Source organism: Cupriavidus basilensis (assembly GCF_008801925.2).
GTDB classification, from domain to species: Bacteria; Pseudomonadota; Gammaproteobacteria; order Burkholderiales; family Burkholderiaceae; genus Cupriavidus; species Cupriavidus basilensis.
Genome location: NZ_CP062804.1, coordinates 966,675 through 983,750, shown reverse-complemented (window position 1 = coordinate 983,750; position 17,076 = coordinate 966,675). Strand labels below are relative to the sequence as shown.

Below are 17,076 nucleotides of genomic sequence, written 5' to 3'. Positions count from 1 at the left end.
GTTTGCTGGCCCGCTCAGTCCGGGCGCACGCCTTCAAAGGCGGCCTGCAGCAATGCGCGAATCGGCGCGCGCTCGATCGGGCGCGGATTCCAGTACGGGTTGGCCAAGGCGATATCCGCGGCGCGGTCCAGGTCCTCGGCCTTCATGCCGATATCGCGCAGCGCCGTGGCCGCGCCGTGGCGGGCGGCCAGGTCGTAAAGCGCGGCGGCGGCGGAGATGCCCTCGCCGCCCATGGCCCGGCGGATCCGCGCCATGGCATCCGGCGCGGCCAAGGCGTTATAGGCCATGGCGTGCGGCAGCACCGCCGTGTGCGTCTCGGCATGGGGCAGGTTGAAACTGCCGCCCAGCGTATGGCACAGCTTGTGGTGCAGCGCCATGCCGACACTGCCCAGCACCGTGCCGCACAGCCATGCGCCGTAGAGGCAATCGGCGCGGGCATCCAGGTCGGTGGGCGCGGCGAACACGCGGGGAATGCCGCTGGCCAGCGCCCGGATGCCCTCCTCGGCCATCAGCGACGTCACCGGGTTGGCATCCTCGGCGTACAGCCCCTCGGCGGCGTGCGCAATGGCGTTCAGGCCGCTGGTCACGCTCAATGCCACCGGCAGGCCCACGGTCAGCACGGGATCGTAGATCACGGTGCGCGGCAGCACGCGCGGGTCGCGCCCGGTTTTCTTCAGGCCGGCGTCGGTGAGGCCGTAGATCGGCGTCATCTCGGACCCGGCGTAGGTGGTGGGAATCGCCAGGATCGGCAGGCCGGAGGTCAGCGCGATGGCTTTGCCCAGCCCGGTGGTCGACCCGCCGCCAAGGGCGATCATGCAATCCGCGCCCACTTCCTGCGCGTGCGCAATCGCCGCGCGGGCGGATTCCACCGGCACGTGCATCACGGCGCCAGGATAGATGCCGGCGGACAACGGCCCGAGCGCGTCGGACAACCGCGTTGCGTCTTCGGCCTGGTTGGGCGTGCATAGCACCAGCGCCCGCCTGGCGCCCAGCCGCTCCAGTTCCTGCCCCACCTGGCTCAGGGTGCCCGCGCCAAACAGCACGCGCGTGGGCTGGGCCACGTATAAAAATGACGTTGGCATGGCTTTGTCTTCCTCCGCAAGGATCAGGTTCTGTGCCCGCTTGTCGTGTGTCTTGCCCGGCGCTTGTGGCCTTGCACGGACATAAACCACAGCCAGCGGACGCGCCAGTGCACGTTAGCCTTCCGCCGGGTGGAAAGAAATGCCGGGATGGGAAAACACTCTTGACGCACGCGGAAGAATTCACGCCTTTGACTAGCGGATGTCGCGCGGCGCCCGATTCGGTGCTAGCTTCCGGGCTGGACTAGCGCACTTTTCGCTTCTGTCCGGCCAGCGCGGTCTCTTCCGCTATTCCACCATTCCACCATTCCACCCCTTGCGCAAAGCGAATACCGTGAAACTCCGAACCGCCACGCTCGCCGTCTCCGCCGTACTTTTCGTGGTGCTCGTGGCCCTTGCCGCGGCACTGGCCGCAGGTGGCCCGACCCGGCCAAAGCCGATGCTAAGCATCAGCGATCCGTTCAAGGACGTGGATTTCTCCGCGCTGGCGGCGCCCGCCCAATACGCGGCACGCGATGGCGCGCAACTCACCTACCGCCGCTATCCCCCCGCCGCCGGCCTGCCCAGCCGGGGCAGCGTGGTATTGGTGCATGGCTCCTCGGCCAACAGCCAGAGCATGCATCCGCTTGCGCAGCGCTTCGCGCAGGCCGGCTTCACGGCCTACGCCCTGGATATGCGCGGCCACGGGGCCTCTGGCCCGCGTGGCGACATTGCCTACATCGGGCAGCTCGATGACGACCTGGAAGACTTTGTGAGCACCGTCCAGCCCGCCGGCCCGAAGACGCTGGTGGGATTCTCATCGGGCGGCGGCTTTGCGCTGCGCGTGGCCGGCGGCGCGCGCCAGGCCCTGTTCGACAACTACCTGTTCATGGCGCCCTATACGAACCGCCGCGCGCCCACGTTCCGCCCCGACGCCGGCGGCTGGGTCTCGGTCGGCGTGCCGCGCGTGATCGCGCTCACGCTGCTGAACCGGTTCGGCATCACCGCCTTCAACCACTTGCCCGTACTGGCCTTTGCCATCAACGACGCACCGCGCGCCGAACTGACGCCGACCTATTCCTATGCGCTGGCGACGAGTTTCCAGCCCGATGAGGACTACCAGCGCGACATTCGCGAGATCCACAAGCCGGCGGCGGTACTGGCCGGGCAGGACGATGAAGTGTTTGTCGCCGCCAGGTTTGCACAGGTGTTCGCCGACGCGGGCCGCCCGGATATTCCGGTCACGCTGGTGCCCGGCACCGGCCACATCATGCTCACGGTGTCACCGGCCGCCCGCGCGGCAGCGGTGCAGGCCGTGGAGAGGCTGGATGGCTTTGCCGGGAAATGACTGGCACGGCAGCGCCGGGCTGCAATGGATTCCATCGCTCGCTCATTTGCGTTGATAGGGAATTCACACGCCAGGCTCGCTGGCTGAGAAGACTTTGGTATTGCGTGTGACCAGCAGCATGGAATGCGCTTGCGCTGACGCCCAGATAATCGCGTCAGGCAGCTTGATGCGTGCGGTTTTCCGGATCTGGACCGCGCGAGAGGAAACCGCATCATCGACTGCAATCAGCCGGAACCCATTGAGCCACGCGCGCAATGTCTGCTCTTCTTCAGCTGTTGCGCCCACCATCACCTCCATCCAGGTGATGACACTGATCGCCCTTGACGCGTAGCGGCGCATCTCGATCATGGCCTCTTCGATTCCATTCAAGTGGTCGATCAGGATGTTGGTGTCAAAGAGCGCGTTCACCACGCCTCCCGCAGCTTTTCCTGATACGCAAGGCCATCCACCTCGCGGTGCTTCCAAAGCCCGAAGGTGTCAGAGGCCAGCCCAGGCTTGCGCCTGAAACAACAAGGAACCGGCACGGCAAACCGGACCGGACCGGAACACGGTGGCACTGGAAACCGGGTGACGCGCACGGCTTCGCGACCGGCAAGGCATCTGCTCCGGCCAGAACAGGTCCCGTCTGCTCCTGTTCGGCGCGCGCAAGGGGCGCTAGCCTCAAGGCTACCCACAAGCCCCTCGCCGGCGGGGCGAACTCCCCCCTCCCCGCACGGCACACCTGGAAGTGCTTCATGTATGTGTATGACACCGTCGACCAGCAACTGGTCGACCAGCGCGTTGCGCAGTTCAGCGGCCAGACCGAACGGTTTCTCAACGGCCAGCTCACCGAGGACGAGTTCCGCGTGCTGCGGCTGCAGAACGGCCTCTACATCCAGCGGCATGCGCCCATGCTGCGCGTGGCGATCCCCTACGGCATGCTGGTGTCGCGGCAACTGCGCAAGCTGGCCGAGATAGCGCGCCGCTTTGACCGCGGCTACGGGCACTTCAGCACGCGGCAGAACATGCAGTTCAACTGGCCCCGCCTGGAGGACGCGCCCGCTATCCTGGCGGAGCTGGCGACCGTGCAGATGCACGCCATCCAGACCAGCGGCAATTGCATCCGCAACACCACCACCGACCACTTCGCCGGGCTGGCGCCGGATGAGATCGTGAACCCCCTGGTGTGGTGCGAGATCATCCGCCAGTGGTCGATGCTGCATCCCGAGTTTGCCTTCCTGCCGCGCAAGTTCAAGATCGCGGTGAGCGGCGCCACCACGGACCGCGCAGCGGTGGGCGTGCACGATATCGGCCTGCAGGCGGTGGAGCGCGATGGCGAGCTTGGCTTTCGCGTGTGGGTGGGTGGCGGCATGGGCCGCACGCCCATGGTCGGCAAGCTGATCAACGCCTTCGTGCACTGGTCCGACCTGCTCACCTACCTGCAGGCCACGCTGCGCGTCTACAACCTGCACGGGCGGCGCGACAACAAGTACAAGGCGCGCATCAAGATCCTGGTCAAGGACCTGACGCCGGGCGTGTTCGCGCAACAGGTAGACGAGCAGTGGCAGCGGATCCGCGGCGGCCCGGACACGGTCAGCGCGGACTTCGTGGCCGGCGTGGCGGGCCGCTTCACCATGCCGGACCATGATCCCGCGGCGGCGCACGAGGCCGGCCCGGATCCCGAACTGGCGGCGGCGCATCCGCGCTTTGCCCGCTGGCTGCGCAGCAATGTGCATGCGCATCGCGTGCCCGGCTACGCCGCCGTGACCGTCTCGCTGAAGGCCACCGGCATGCCGCCCGGCGACATCACCGCCGACCAGATGGATGCGGTGGCGGACCTGGCGGAGCGCTTCGGCTTTGGCGAGCTGCGGGTCTCGCACGAGCAGAACCTGATCCTGGCCGACGTGCGCCGGAGCGCGCTATTTGCGCTCTGGCAGGCGCTGGACGCGCTGAACCTGGCCACCGCCAACATCGGCCTGCTCACCAATATCATTGCCTGCCCGGGCGGAGATTTCTGCTCGCTGGCCAATGCGGTGTCGATTCCGCTGGCGGAGGCCATCCAGCGCCGCTTCGACGACCTGGACTACCTGTTCGAGATCGGCGAGCTGGACCTGAACATCTCCGGCTGCATCAACTCCTGCGGGCACCACCACGTGGGCCACATCGGCATCCTCGGCGTGGACAAGGCTGGCGAGGCGTGGTACCAGGTGACCATCGGCGGGCGCCAGAACGGCGCGGCCGGCCATGCGCTGCTGGATCAGCACAAGGGCGGCGGCGCGGCGATCGGCCGCATCATCGGCCCGTCGTTCGCGCGCGATGAAATCCCGGATGTGGTGGCGCTGCTGATCGATACCTACCTGTCCCTGCGCGACAGCGAGGCGGAGCGGTTTATCGACGTGGTGGAGCGGGTTGGCCTGGAACCCTTCAAGCAGGCGGTCTACCAGGACCCGAGGATCGTCGCGCGGCGGCAGCAAACGGAGCAAGCCCGTGCCTGATCACCAATCCATGCCACCGCTGAACAATGTGATTCGCAACGGCCAGCTGGAAGCGGACATCTGGCGCGCCTTCGTGCCGGACGAGAACGCGCCGGCATCAGCATCGGCAACGCACGCGCTGCCGCCGGACGAAAACGGCTGGCTGGTCACCCTTGCCACATGGCGGGCAGCACGCGATGCGCTGCGCCTGCGCCGCCACCCGGTGGCCGTGTACCTGGGCCCGGATGCGGACCCAGAAGACCTGCTTGAGGCGGGCGCCGCCACCATCGACGCCACCGGCATCGCGCACCTGGCGATCGACTTCCCGGTCTATACGGACGGGCGCGGCTATTCGCTGGCGCAGCTGCTGCGCACGCAATATGGCTGGGGCGGCGAGCTGCGCGCGGTGGGCGACGTGATGATCGATACCGTGCACTACATGGCGCGCTGCGGCTTTGATGCCTTCGCCGTCAAGCCGAGCCACGACCCGCAGGCCGCGCTGGCGGCGCTAGGGACGTTCACGGTGCATTACCAGAAAACGTACCCGGCGGCGGCCGCGCCGGCTACTTCGGCAACCAGCCGTCCAGCAGTGCGTTGACTGGCCCGTGGGCCTCGTACTGGACCCAGTGGCCCGCGCCGGCAACGACGCGGCCTTCGCGGCGCGGGTTGTCCCGGGTCATTGCCGCGATGGCCGGGACAGGATCCGCCGTGACGTCGTGCTCGCCCCAGGCCAGCAGCACCTCGCCGCCGAAGCGGTCCAGCGCGCCGCGCAGGTCGCCGGAGCGGGAGATGGTCTTGCTGCGAAAGCGCGTGAGGCGGCACGACTCGGTGTGCGCGTACATGGCCATGGCATCGATCTTGGCCGGGTCGGCCAGCATGAACGCCTCCAGGTTGTAGCGCATGGACAGCGCCAGGGCCTCGGCATCCCCGGCCTTGCGCCAGTCCACCAGCGCGCGCTGCTGGCGGCGGATGCCACCATGGCCGCCTGAGCCCATCAGTGCCAGCCGGCGCACGGTGCCAAGCGATGCGGCCACGTTGGCCGCCACCAGCCCGCCGAAGGAGAAGCCGGCCAGACTGAGCGCCTTGCCGCAGCCGGGCAACTGCCTGATGCCCCTGACAAGCGCGCCGGTCATCACCGCAAGATCGCTGGCGATATCGTCCGACTCGCCAAACCCCGGCATGTCCGGTGCCCACACCGTGCGGTGCGCGGCCAGCGCCTCGATATTGCGCACCCAGTGCAACCAGCTTCCATGCCCGCCATGCAGCAGCACCACGGGTTGCCCCTCGCCAAAGCGGCGCCAGACGATGCGGCAGCCATCGGCATCGGTGACGATCCGTTCGGATTGTTGCAACAGGGCGGCCGCCTGCGCTTCGGGTTGGGCTGAAGCGACAGGCGTTTTGAGGTTGATCCGGGTCATTGGCATGGGCGCGCCGTCTGGCCGCCGGGCGCGGCGATCTGCCTCGGCGCACCTGGGGATGCCGGACGCGCGAAAGACGGTTCCGACCCCGGATCATAGCGAATTGCGGATGTGCCGTCCCTGGCCTCAGCTGCGTGCCAGGACCGCGTCACCGCTGGCCGGCGCACGCGCCAGCTTCGGGATATGCCCCTTGACCGCAAGCAGCGCCACCAGCACGGCGGCCATCGCCGCGCCGAGCATGCCGAGGTAGGACGACGCGCCGCCCGCGGTGATCACCGCCGCGCCCGCGAAAGCGCTGAGGATGGCCCCGAGGCGGCCAAAGGCCAGCGCCGAGGCCGTGCCGGTGGCCCGCACTGCCGTGGGGTACACGAAGGCACACAGCGCGTACATGGTCGACTGCACCGCGTTGACGAACATGCCGTGCACGCCCAGGCCAACGATCAGCAACCCCGTACTGTGGCGAACATCCACGCCTTGCAGCAACAGCGCGCTGGCCGCCCCGCCGGCGCAACAGATCGCCAGCGGCCAGCGCGAGCCGAAGCGCGCGATGGCCACCGCGCAGCACAGCGCGCCGATGACGCCGCCGAGGTTGTAGGCGGTCAGGCCGGAACCCGCGACCGCCACGTTCAGCCCCTCCGATGCCAGCATGGTCGGCAGCCAGCTAAAGGCGCTGTAGACGGCCAGCAGGCACATGAAGAAGGCGCACCAGATCGCCAGCGTGTCGCGCGCCTGCCCGGGCGCGAACAGCGCGCCGAAGCCCTTGCGGCTTTCCGCGCCGCGCTCGGCCAGGTCGGTGAAGACGGCGTCCGCCGGCAGCGGCCTGGACATGCGGCCGAGCAGCCGGCGCAGTTCGTCCCACCGGTGCGCTCGGCGCACCAGGAAGCGCGGCGACTCGGGCAGGACCAGCATCAGCAGCACGCCCAGGCCCAGCGGCAGGGCGCCGCCGATAAAGAACAAGCCGCGCCAGCCGTAGGCCGGCAGGACCACGCTGGCAAACAGGCCGGCCAGCATGCCGCCCAGCGGCACGCAGACGATGGTGGCCGTCACCGCCAGCGTGCGGCTGCGTGCCGGGGTGAACTCGGCCGTCATGGTGGTGGAGCTTGGCAAAGCGCCGCCGATGCCAAGCCCGGCGATCAGGCGCAGCACGGCGATCATCGTCGTGTCCGGGGCGAAGCCGATGGCGCAGGTGGCCGCGCCGAACAGGAAGACGCTGCCGATCACGGCCCACCGGCGCCCGAAGCGGTCCGCCAGCAGGCCCGCGCACGCGCTGCCAATGCCCATGCCCACCAGCCCGGCCGCCACCGCGGGCGCGAAGGCGCTGCGGGTGATGCCCCACTCCTTGATCAGCACGGGGATCGCGAAGCCGATCAACTGGCCATCGAAGCCGTCCATCACGATGGACAGCGCCGCCAGCATCACGACGATCTTCTGCATGGTTGTGTAGGGGCCGTCATCAAGCACGCTGCCCACGTCGACGGGCGTGCCGGCTTGCCGCAGGTTCGCGCTCATGCTTGCGCTCCATGGCGATGCGCGCCGGGCGCTTGCGCCGCGCCGGCCGGGATCGTGGCCAGACGGCGCTTGCGCCGCGCGATGGAAATGCGGCCCGCGGCAATGGCGCGGAACAGATGCGTGTTCATTTGCGTATTCATGCGTGTCTCCTGTCGATGGGCGCTTTGGCCGGGGCCAGCGCTTTTTTGTCTTGCGTCTTGCGTGTTGCGTCTTTAGGCCACGGCGCGCCGTGGCTCAGTGCTAGCGCAGCGGGCTGGCGCCCTGCCCGCCGTTTGCCGCGCGGGCTTCGATCAGCCGGACGAGTTGCAGCAGGCTCTCGGTGCACGGCACCGGCACCCCGTGGCGCCGCGCCGCGGCCACCACGGCGCCGTTGATCGCATCGATCTCGGTGCGCCGGGCGGCAAGGATGTCCTGCAGCATGGAAGGCTTGTGGCCGATGTGGTGACCAATCGCGTGCAGCACGTTGGCGCCGACCTTGTCCGCATCGACAGCCACGCCCTGGCTCCTGGCCACGGCCAGCACCTCTGCCACCACGGACAAGGCGAGCGCCGTGCCATCCGGGATATTGCCCAGCTGGTCCACGGTGCTGCCAGTGACCGCGCACAGGGGATTCAGCGCGGCGTTGAATGCCACCTTCTCCCAGATCGCTGCCCACACATCCGCATCGGCGCGGCAGTGCAGCCCGGCGCGCTCCAGCGCCGCTACCGTCTCTGCCACGGCGGGCCGGTCCACGCCATCGGCGCTCATCATCCGGATCCCGCCCTCGCCGTGCGAATGCACTTGCCCGGGGCCAGCCAGGTCGGCCGGCCATGTGGTGACCCCGATCAGGAGCCGCTGCGCCGGCACGAATCCGGAGATCGCCTCGACGCTGCCCAGGCCGTTCTGCAATGTCAGCACAATCGTGTCCGGCCCCAGCAGGTGGCGCACGCCCGTCATCGCGGCGCGCGTGTGCATGGACTTGGTGAAGACGATCAGCAGATCGGGGATGGCATCCGCCTGTTCCGGGCGCACCGCCCGCATGCCGTGGACCCGCCGGTCCGCCTCATCGGTCTGCAGGCGCAGGCCGAAGCGGCGGATCGCGTCGAGATGCGCGTCGTTGATATCGATCAGGGTGACGACATGGCCCGCTTGGGCAAGGCGTGCGCCAAACAGTGAGCCCATGGCCCCGGCCCCGAGAATTGCGATTGTGTTCATAGGCGTCGCCGCGATCCGGCGCTGGTTGGATGGCGTTGTCTGGGCGTGGCGGCAACCCGGCCGCCTGCGGCCTAGAACGGGTAGTGGCGCGGCGTCGTCTGCACGGTGACCCAGCGCAGGTCCGTGAACTCGGCAATGCCGGCCTGCCCGCCAAAATGGCCAAAGCCGCTGCTCTTCACACCGCCGAAGGGCATCTGCGCCTCGTCGTGCACCGTCGGGCCATTGATATGGCAGATGCCGGATTGAATGCGCCTGGCCACGTTCATGGCCCGCGCCACGTCGCGGCTGAATACGGCCGACGACAGCCCGTACTCGTTGTCGTTGGCGCAGGCGATGGCCTCGGCCTCGCCGCTGACGCGCACGATGGGCTTGACCGGGCCGAACGACTCCTCCGCATAGATCCGCATCCGCGGCGTGACGTGATCGAGCAGCGTGGCCGGCATCAGGGTGCTGTCCGCCTTGCCGCCGCACAACAGCGTCGCGCCCTTGGCCAAGGCATCGTCGATCAAGGCGTTGCAGCGCGCAACCGTGCTCATGTCCACCACGGAGCCCAGCACCACCGGCCCTTTGCGCGGGTCGCCCAGCGGCAGCGCGCGGGCCTTGGCCGCCAGTTGCGCGACAAAGGCGTCCGCGATCTTGTTGTCGACGATGATGCGCTCGGTCGACATGCAGATCTGGCCGGAATTGGCAAATGCGCCAAAGGCGGCGCCGGCGACGGCGGCATCGATATCGGCATCGTCCAGCACCAGCAACGGGGCCTTGCCGCCGAGCTCTAGCACCACCGGCTTCAAGTGCCTGGCGCAACTGGCGGCGATGACCTTGCCCACGCGCGTGGACCCGGTGAAGTTCACGCGCCGTACCGCCGGATGGGCGATCATGGCTTCCACCAGTTCGCCCGCATCGGCCGGCGCATTGGTGACGAAGTTCACCACGCCCCTGGGCAGGCCGGCCTCCTGCATGGCTTCGATGATCAAGCCGTGCGTGGCCGGACAGATCTCCGACCCCTTCAGCACCACGGTATTGCCGCAGGCCAGCGGCAAGGCGACGGCGCGCACGGCCAGGATGACCGGAGCGTTCCAGGGCGCCATGCCGAGGACCACACCGGCCGGCTGGCGCACGCCCATGGCCAGGCTGCCCGGCACGTCCGACGGAATGACCTCGCCATGGATCTGCGTGGTCAGGCTGGCCGCTTCAAGCAGGCCGGCCGCGGCCAGGTGCACGTTGAAGCCGGCCCACATGGCGGAGGCGCCGGTCTCGGCGGCCATCGCGGCAGCAAAGGCTTCGCTGCGGGCTTCCAGCGCATGCGCGGCCTTGGTCAGCAACGCGCGGCGCTCGCTCGGGCCGATGGCGGCCCAGGCGTCGAAGGCTGCGGCAGCGGCGTCCACCGCCGACAGCGCATCGGCGACCGTCGCGGCCGGGGCAATCGTGGCTATCTCGCCGTCCAGGGGATTGCGGCGCTCGAAGGTGGCGCCATTGCCGGCCTGGCGTTGTTGGCCGTCGATCAGCAACGAAATCTTCTGCATTCTTGTCTCCTTGGTTTTGCTTGCCTGCGGTTTGCTTCGCTCTGCGCTTGCGGGAGGGATTTCTGTACGCGGAAGAAGCCATTGGCTTCGCTTCGAGTGGCTCCTAGCCAAACCGCCCCTCTCCCCAGCCCTCTCCCCATGAGGGGAGAGGCAGTAACGGCCGTCGTCATTGCAGACGGCGCTGGCGCATCCTGTTGGCTTCGGCCTTTGCCTCAGTACTCATGCCACCTCAACCTCCACCAGCATCGCCGTTGGCGAGCGCAACGCGTCGGCCAGGGCATCGCGCAATCGCTCAGCGTCGCGCACCCGCACGCCTTCGCAACCCATCCCCTTGGCCAGCGCCACGAAATCGATCCCCGGCAGGTCCGTGCCCTGCACCGGATCGGCCGGGGCAAAGCCAAACTCTGGCGCGAAGTCCTGCAGCGCGGCGTAGCGCGCGTTGTTGAGGATCACGAAGGTGATCGGCAGCTTGAGCTGGACCGCGCTCCAGATGGCCTGGATCGCGTACATGCTGGAGCCGTCGCCGATCAGCGCGATGACGCGCGCCCCCGGCCGCGCCAGCGCCACGCCAACGGCGGCGGGCATGCCGTAGCCCAGGCCACCGCTATCCATGGTGTAGAAGGTGCCGCTTTGCGTGAACGGCAGGTAGCCCTGCATGACGGGACGCGCGCTGGGCGCTTCTTCCACCACGATGTCGGCGGCGTTGCGCACCTCGGCCAGGGTCTGGAGCACATAGGCGGTGGACATCAGCCGCGTCGGTTCGGCACGCGCACGCGGCTGGCGCGGAGCAGGCAGCGGGCGCGCCCTGGGCGCGGGCCGCGCCAGCAGGTCAAGCACGCCGAGCCGGATATTGCCCACCACCGATGCGCCCACCGGCGTCCAGGCGGCGATGGCGGGATCGTCGATCAGCTGATACAGCGTGGCACCCTGCGGCACGTGCGGGCCAGCGCCTTCCACATGATAGGTAAAGGCCGGCGCGCCCAGCACCAGGATCAGGTCGTGCCCGCCCAGCAGGCCGACGATCTTCTCGCGCATGGCGGGCAGGAAACCGGCGAACAGGCGATGGTCTTCCGGGAACGCGCAGCGACCGGACATCGGTGCCACATAGACGCGCGCATTGTGCGTCTCGGCCAGGCGTACCACGTCGTCCCATGCGCCGGCGCGGTCGACCTGCCCGCCGACGACAAAGGCAGGCCGCTCACAGGCATCCAGCGCCACGCCAACGCGCGCAATCGCCTCCGGGTCCGGCCGCACCGTATGGCTCACCGTGCGCGCGGCCACGCGCTCCGCCGGCTGGTCCCAGTCGTCCACCGGGATCGAGACCAGCACGGGGCCACGCGGCTCCTGCATCGCCACGTAATAGGCGCGTGCGATGGCCAGCGGCACATCCGCGGCGCGCGCCGGCTCGATGCTCCACTTGACGTAGGGCTTGGCCAGCTCGGTGGCCTGGGCAGACGACAGGAAGGGATCGAACGGCAGGATCGAGCGCGCCTGCTGGCCCGCCGTGACGATCATCGGCGTGCGGTTCTTGAACGCGGTGAAGATATTGCCCATGGCGTTGCCCACGCCAGCCGCCGAATGCAGGTTGACCAGCGACGCATTGCGGCTGGCCTGCGCAAAACCATCGGCCATGCCCACCACCACCGCCTCCTGCAGCCCGAGCACGTAGCGGAAGTCGGCGGGGAAATCCCGGAACATCGGCAACTCGGTCGAGCCAGGATTGGCAAACACCGAAGTGATGCCAAGCTGGCGCAGCAGGTCGATCACGGCGTCGCGCACGGTGCTGGTTGCGCTGGTTGCGCTGGTTGCGTTACGCGCGGCGCCCGCCACGGTTGTCGTGCTACCGGTCATGCCAATCTCTCCCGTCGATGCATTCGCTGGAACGCCTGGCCCAATCAAGGCCAGTGCGTGCCTGGTGCCCAATGTATGCGAGCCCGACCCTTAATTGAATATTGCCTTTTTGGCCAAAAGGCATTACTTTTGTGCATGACTTTTGATCTGCGCCAGCTCAAGGCCTTCACCACCATCGTCGCCAGCGGCAGCCTGGGCCGGGCCGCCGACGCGCTGCACGTGACCCAGCCCGCACTAAGCCGCACCATCAAGCGGCTGGAGGACGAGCTTGGCGCACCGCTGTTCGAGCGGCACACCAAGGGCATGCAGCTCACCGCGGTGGGCAGCGCCCTGCTCCCCCATGCCACGCTGCTGCAGCGCGAGGCCGAGCACGCGCGTGAGGAGATCGATGCCATGCGCGGCCTGGCCAAGGGCACCATCAAGGTGGGCGCGGTGGGCAGCATCGCCAGCCTGGTGCTGCCGCTGGCGGTTGGCCGGGTCACCAAGGCGTGGCCGAACCTGCGCGTGGAGATTACGGAGGGCGTGTGGGACCGGCTGGCGCAAAGCCTGATCCGGCATGAGATCGACCTGGCGCTCAGCATCTGCGCGCCGGACACCGACGAGATCGAGGCCATTGCCGACTGCCGGTGGGAGGACCGCAGCTACGTGGTGGCAGCGCCGGGCCACCCGCTGCGGCGCAAGCCGGCACTGACCCTGGCCGATACCCTTGAGCAGCAATGGGCCATCCCGCCCCGGGGCACCGGGCCGTTCGAGCACATGCGGCAGGTGTTTGCGGCGCAGGGGCTGGGCCTGCCGAACATCGTGGTGGAGACACGTTCGGTGACCGCGCTGAAGAGCCTGGTCGCGCAATCCGGCTTTCTGAGCTGGATGGCCGAGCCGATGGTGGAGGCCGAGCGCAAGGCCGGCGTGATCGACATTCTGGACATTCCCGGCGGGGTCGGCACGCGTACGCTGACGGCCTTCCGGCGGCGCCAGGGCATCCTGCCCGGCCCCGCGGTCAAGCTGCTGGAAGCACTGCGCCAGTTGACCGCGGCTTGATGTGGCTTGATGGAGCTTGATGACGGGAGGCTTTGCCGGACGAGCGAGCCCCGATGCCGGCGTTGCACCACCGGCATCAGGGGGCAGCCAGGCGCGCGGGCTCAGCCGTTGCGGAACAGGAAGCTATAAGCGCTCAGCGCCGGGGCACCGCCCAGGTGGGCGTAGAGCACCTTGGCGCCTTCCGGAAATTCGCCGCGGCGAACCATGTCGATCATGCCCTGCATCGATTTCCCTTCGTAGACCGGATCGGTCATCATGCCTTCGAGCTTGGCACTCATCCGGATGGCTTCGAGCGTCTCATCGGATGGCAAGCCATACTCCGGCCCGCCGTAGCGCGTGTCGAGCACCACGTCGTCGTCGGTGATATCGCGGCCGAGGTCGACCAGATGCGCGGTGTTGCGGGCAATGCGCAGGATCTGCGCCCGGGTCTGCGCCGGCTTGGCCGATGCGTCAATGCCGATCACACGGTTGGCCCGGCCATCGGCGGCAAAGCCGACCACCATGCCAGCCTGCGTGCTGCCGGTCACCGAGCAGACCACGACATAGTCGAACCTGAAACCGAGCTCGGCTTCCTGTGCGCGCACTTCTTCCGCAAAACCGACAAAGCCCAGGCCGCCCAGCGGATGCTCGGAACACCCTGCGGGGATCGGGTAGGGCTTGCCGCCCGCCTGGCGCACGCTCTCCATGGCCTCTTCCCAGCTCTTGCGGATCCCGATATCGAAGCCATCGCTGACCAGGCGCACGTCCGCGCCCATGATGCGGGACATCTGGATATTGCCAACGCGGTCATAGACGGCATCGGAGTAGTTCACCCAGTCCTCCTGCACCAGCACGCACTTCAGGCCGAGATGCGCCGCCACGGCAGCCACCTGGCGCGTCTGGTTGGACTGGATGCCGCCGATGGAGACGAGCGTGTCACACCCCTGGGCGAGCGCGTCCGGAATGATGTATTCGAGCTTGCGCGTCTTGTTGCCGCCAAACGCCAGGCCGCTGTTGCAGTCCTCACGCTTGGCATAGAGGTCGACCTTGCCGCCGAGATGCGCGCTCAGGCGCTTGAGCGGCTGGATGGGCGTGGGGCCGAACGTCAGCTGGTGGCGGGGAAAGCGTTTGAGATTCATGCTGGCAACTCCTGGGTTTCTTGGATGACTCGGGTTAAGAGCGGGGATCCAGGCATCAAGGCTGGCGAAGAACACTGGCATGTGGAGCCACCTTTCGGCGCCACCTTTCGGCGCCACCTTTCGTTGATGCTGCGACGGACTCAATCCTAGAAAAAAAGGCGCGAAACATGGTTGCAAATATCAATCCATTTATGCACTATAAAAAATTCATGGCACCTGTTTTTACTGTTTTGTTTTTTATAAAGCATCATGGACGAAACAAAATTGCGCACCAAAACCGAGCACCCCGTGCCGCATTCCGAGGCATTGGATCGCACCGATAAAGCCATCCTGCGCACGCTCCAGCGCGACGCGTCCATCTCGAATGTGGCGCTGGCAGCCAAAGTCAGCCTGAGCCCGCCAGCCTGCCTGCGGCGCGTGGAGCGGCTCAAGGAACTCGGGCTGATTCGCGGGATCGTGGCGCTGCTGAACCCGGCCGCGCTGGACGCGGGGATGCTGGTGATGATCGGCGTGGTGCTGGACCGGTCCACGCCGGAATCCTTCTCCGAGTTCGAGAAGGCCGCCCAGCAGGTCTCCGGCTGCATGGAGTGCCACGTGGTGACGGGCGAGTTCGACTACTTCATGATGCTGCGCACCAAGGACAGCGAGAGCTTCAATCGCCTCCATGCGGAGCAACTGCTGTATCTGCCGGGGGTCCGCCAGATACGCTCGTTCATGGTGCTCAAGCAGGTGCTGTCGACGACGCAGTTTCCGATCTGAAGCTGCTGCGATGCTATCCAGCCGCCATGGCAGCCGGCCCGAGTGATTGCTATGCCACGGGCGCCATCAGGGCACGAACCTGGTCCTCAAGATCCGCGATCCGCAGCTTCATGCCGGCTTGCGCGCTGATATCGCTGACGACGCCATACCAGCGATCGATCGCGCCATTCGCACCGATATGCGGCTGGGCACGGCTCAGCATGTGGCGCCAGCTGCCGTCCGGCCACTGGATGCGGAACCGGGTCGCGAATGGCTGGCCGCTCGGGATCCAGGCAAGCCACTCTGCCCGGATGCGCAACTGGTCATCAGGATGGACCGTGGCACGCCAGGCGTCGATGCGGTCCTGCATGGCGCACCCTGCGCTGTCGCGGAAGTTCGGGCTGATATAGCACAGCGTGCCATCAGGGTCCGCCGCCCACGCAATATGGGGGCTCAGCTCGACCGAGCAGCGGAAATGCTCCTCGCTTTCCCGCAAGGCCAGCTCGGCCCGTTTGCGCGCCGAGATGCCAATGGCAACGAGGGAGACGCCAATCACGTCCCCGATGTCATCGTTGACGCGCTGGCCGACCACCAGGTAGACCTCGCCGTTCGCGGCAATCTCGCGCTCCATCGGAGAGTGCGTCTCCATGGCAAGCACGGCATGCGCCAGCGAGCAGACCGATCTGCCGGCTTCGGACATGCAGGCCGCGCAGAGCTGGGCGCCGACAAGGGCGTCCGCCTGGGTGCCGAACATTTCCGCATAGCGCCCGTTGACATGCACATGCCGCAAGCGCGTGTCCAGGAAGCACAGGCCGACTGGCGCGCCGACATAAAGCGCCTCCAGCTGATGCAGGCGCTGATACGGCGAACGGTCCAACGGCCGCGGCTCCGGCGCGCGCAAGCCAAGCCGCTGGATCAGCGCGGGAATCCACTCCGGTTGCAGCGCCCGTGCCCACAGCCATCCCTGGCCGATGTCGCATCCCAGCTTGCGCAGTATCGTGGCATGCTCTTCGCGCTCCACGCCTTCCGCGACGACACGCATGCCGATGCTGTGGCCCAGCCCCACGATCGCCGTCACGATCCGGCGACACTCCTGGTCGTCGAGCATGCCGCGCACAAAGCTGGCATCGATCTTGATCTCGTCGAATGGCAGGGCATGCAGGCGTGTCAGGCTGGCATAGCCGGTGCCAAAGTCGTCCAGCGCGATACCGATGCCGAGCGCCTTCAGATCGTCGATGATGGCACGCGCGAGCTCCACATCCGTCTCCATGGCGCCCTCGGTGATTTCGATCTGTATGCGCTCCAGCGGGAATCCCGTCTGCGTGACGGCGTCCGCGATCAGCGCGACGACCGCCTTGTCGCGCAATTGCACCGGAGACACGTTAAACGCCAGCACAAAGCCCTGGCCCCAGCCCACGGCCTGCGCGCACGCCGTGCGCACGATATGGGAAGTCAGGCGATCGATAAGCCCGCACGACTCCGCGATCGATATAAAGGTAACGGGGGAAACCGGGCCCGTTGCAGGGTCCGTCCAGCGGGCGAGCACCTCGAAGCCGACGATGGCGCCGGTTTCGAAGCAGATCAATGGCTGGAATGCCGGCCGGAGCAAGCCGCCATCGAGCGCGGCTGCCAGTCTTGCGCAGGTGTCGTCCGTGTCTCCCACTTTCATCCTCTCAGATACCGCCGGAAATCCGGATCTTGTCCTATCGAACGGCGCGCCCATGGATCATGGCCCGGCCAACACCTGTGCCGGGCAGTGTTCCGTCAGGTTTGTTCCCTGAGCGGGCGCTTGTCAGGCGTAGCGACCTTTTCGCCACTCCCCCCATTG

General features: G+C 67.5%; 15 protein-coding genes. 5 read left to right on the top strand and 10 right to left on the bottom strand.

The annotated features are described in order from the left end of the window. Window positions 1-14: 14 nt before the first annotated feature. Window positions 15-1,082 carry a maleylacetate reductase gene (locus tag F7R26_RS25295; protein ID WP_150989000.1) on the bottom strand — a complete coding sequence of 356 codons (1,068 nt, stop codon included), beginning with the start codon at window positions 1,080-1,082 and terminating at the stop codon, window positions 15-17. A gap of 331 nt (window positions 1,083-1,413) precedes the next feature. Between F7R26_RS25295 and F7R26_RS25290 the strand changes: the two genes are divergently transcribed. After that, window positions 1,414-2,406 (top strand): alpha/beta hydrolase, encoded by a 993-nt coding sequence (locus F7R26_RS25290; protein WP_150988997.1) that lies wholly within the window; start codon window positions 1,414-1,416, stop codon window positions 2,404-2,406. Window positions 2,407-2,469: 63 nt separating this feature from the next. Here the strand turns inward: F7R26_RS25290 and F7R26_RS25285 are convergent, their stop codons facing one another. Beyond that, entirely contained in the window at window positions 2,470-2,817 is a 348-nt protein-coding gene (locus tag F7R26_RS25285; RefSeq protein WP_150988994.1) for a type II toxin-antitoxin system VapC family toxin, read from the bottom strand. 323 nt (window positions 2,818-3,140) lie between these two features. Between F7R26_RS25285 and F7R26_RS25280 the strand changes: the two genes are divergently transcribed. Both F7R26_RS25280 and F7R26_RS25275 read left to right on the top strand, forming a co-directional pair. Then, window positions 3,141-4,880 (top strand): nitrite/sulfite reductase, encoded by a 1,740-nt coding sequence (locus F7R26_RS25280; protein WP_150988991.1) that lies wholly within the window; start codon window positions 3,141-3,143, stop codon window positions 4,878-4,880. Window positions 4,881-4,890: 10 nt separating this feature from the next. Continuing rightward, entirely contained in the window at window positions 4,891-5,457 is a 567-nt protein-coding gene (locus F7R26_RS25275) for a DUF934 domain-containing protein (RefSeq protein ID WP_150989055.1), read from the top strand. Here the strand turns inward: F7R26_RS25275 and F7R26_RS25270 are convergent. The 6 genes from F7R26_RS25270 to mdlC all read right to left on the bottom strand — a co-directional run bounded on the left by F7R26_RS25270 (window position 5,423) and on the right by mdlC (window position 12,354). Beyond that, window positions 5,423-6,283: an alpha/beta fold hydrolase gene (locus tag F7R26_RS25270; protein ID WP_241754719.1), complete on the bottom strand. Its 861-nt coding sequence runs from the start codon at window positions 6,281-6,283 to the stop codon at window positions 5,423-5,425. The genes F7R26_RS25275 and F7R26_RS25270 overlap by 35 nt on opposite strands. 120 nt (window positions 6,284-6,403) lie before the next feature. Beyond that, window positions 6,404-7,786, bottom strand: a complete 1,383-nt coding sequence (locus F7R26_RS25265; RefSeq protein WP_150988988.1) for an MFS transporter — start codon at window positions 7,784-7,786, stop codon at window positions 6,404-6,406. After that, on the bottom strand, window positions 7,783-7,926 hold the full coding sequence (locus tag F7R26_RS25260) for a hypothetical protein (protein ID WP_170301944.1): 144 nt from the start codon (window positions 7,924-7,926) through the stop codon (window positions 7,783-7,785). The genes F7R26_RS25265 and F7R26_RS25260 overlap by 4 nt, the downstream gene beginning before the upstream one ends. Before the next feature lie 100 nt (window positions 7,927-8,026). Then, complete coding sequence (locus F7R26_RS25255) at window positions 8,027-8,980, bottom strand: ketopantoate reductase family protein (RefSeq protein WP_150988985.1); 954 nt, start codon at window positions 8,978-8,980, stop codon at window positions 8,027-8,029. 71 nt (window positions 8,981-9,051) lie between these two features. Further along, window positions 9,052-10,503: an aldehyde dehydrogenase gene (locus F7R26_RS25250; protein WP_150988982.1), complete on the bottom strand. Its 1,452-nt coding sequence runs from the start codon at window positions 10,501-10,503 to the stop codon at window positions 9,052-9,054. Between the two features lie 219 nt (window positions 10,504-10,722). Then, window positions 10,723-12,354, bottom strand: a complete 1,632-nt coding sequence (gene mdlC / locus F7R26_RS25245; RefSeq protein WP_150988979.1) for a benzoylformate decarboxylase — start codon at window positions 12,352-12,354, stop codon at window positions 10,723-10,725. A gap of 135 nt (window positions 12,355-12,489) precedes the next feature. Here mdlC and F7R26_RS25240 point away from each other — a divergent pair, with 135 nt between their 5' ends. Beyond that, a complete protein-coding gene (locus F7R26_RS25240) occupies window positions 12,490-13,392 on the top strand; it encodes a LysR family transcriptional regulator (RefSeq protein ID WP_150988976.1) in 903 nt (300 codons plus the stop codon). A gap of 101 nt (window positions 13,393-13,493) precedes the next feature. Here F7R26_RS25240 and F7R26_RS25235 read toward each other — a convergent pair whose 3' ends face one another. Next, window positions 13,494-14,510 carry a 1-aminocyclopropane-1-carboxylate deaminase gene (locus F7R26_RS25235; protein WP_150988973.1) on the bottom strand — a complete coding sequence of 339 codons (1,017 nt, stop codon included), beginning with the start codon at window positions 14,508-14,510 and terminating at the stop codon, window positions 13,494-13,496. Window positions 14,511-14,759: 249 nt separating this feature from the next. Between F7R26_RS25235 and F7R26_RS25230 the strand changes: the two genes are divergently transcribed. Next, window positions 14,760-15,269 (top strand): Lrp/AsnC family transcriptional regulator, encoded by a 510-nt coding sequence (locus F7R26_RS25230; RefSeq protein ID WP_150988970.1) that lies wholly within the window; start codon window positions 14,760-14,762, stop codon window positions 15,267-15,269. 49 nt (window positions 15,270-15,318) lie between these two features. Here the strand turns inward: F7R26_RS25230 and F7R26_RS25225 are convergent, their stop codons facing one another. Then, window positions 15,319-16,917 carry a sensor domain-containing phosphodiesterase gene (locus F7R26_RS25225; protein ID WP_170301943.1) on the bottom strand — a complete coding sequence of 533 codons (1,599 nt, stop codon included), beginning with the start codon at window positions 16,915-16,917 and terminating at the stop codon, window positions 15,319-15,321. Between the last annotated feature and the right edge of the window lie 159 nt (window positions 16,918-17,076).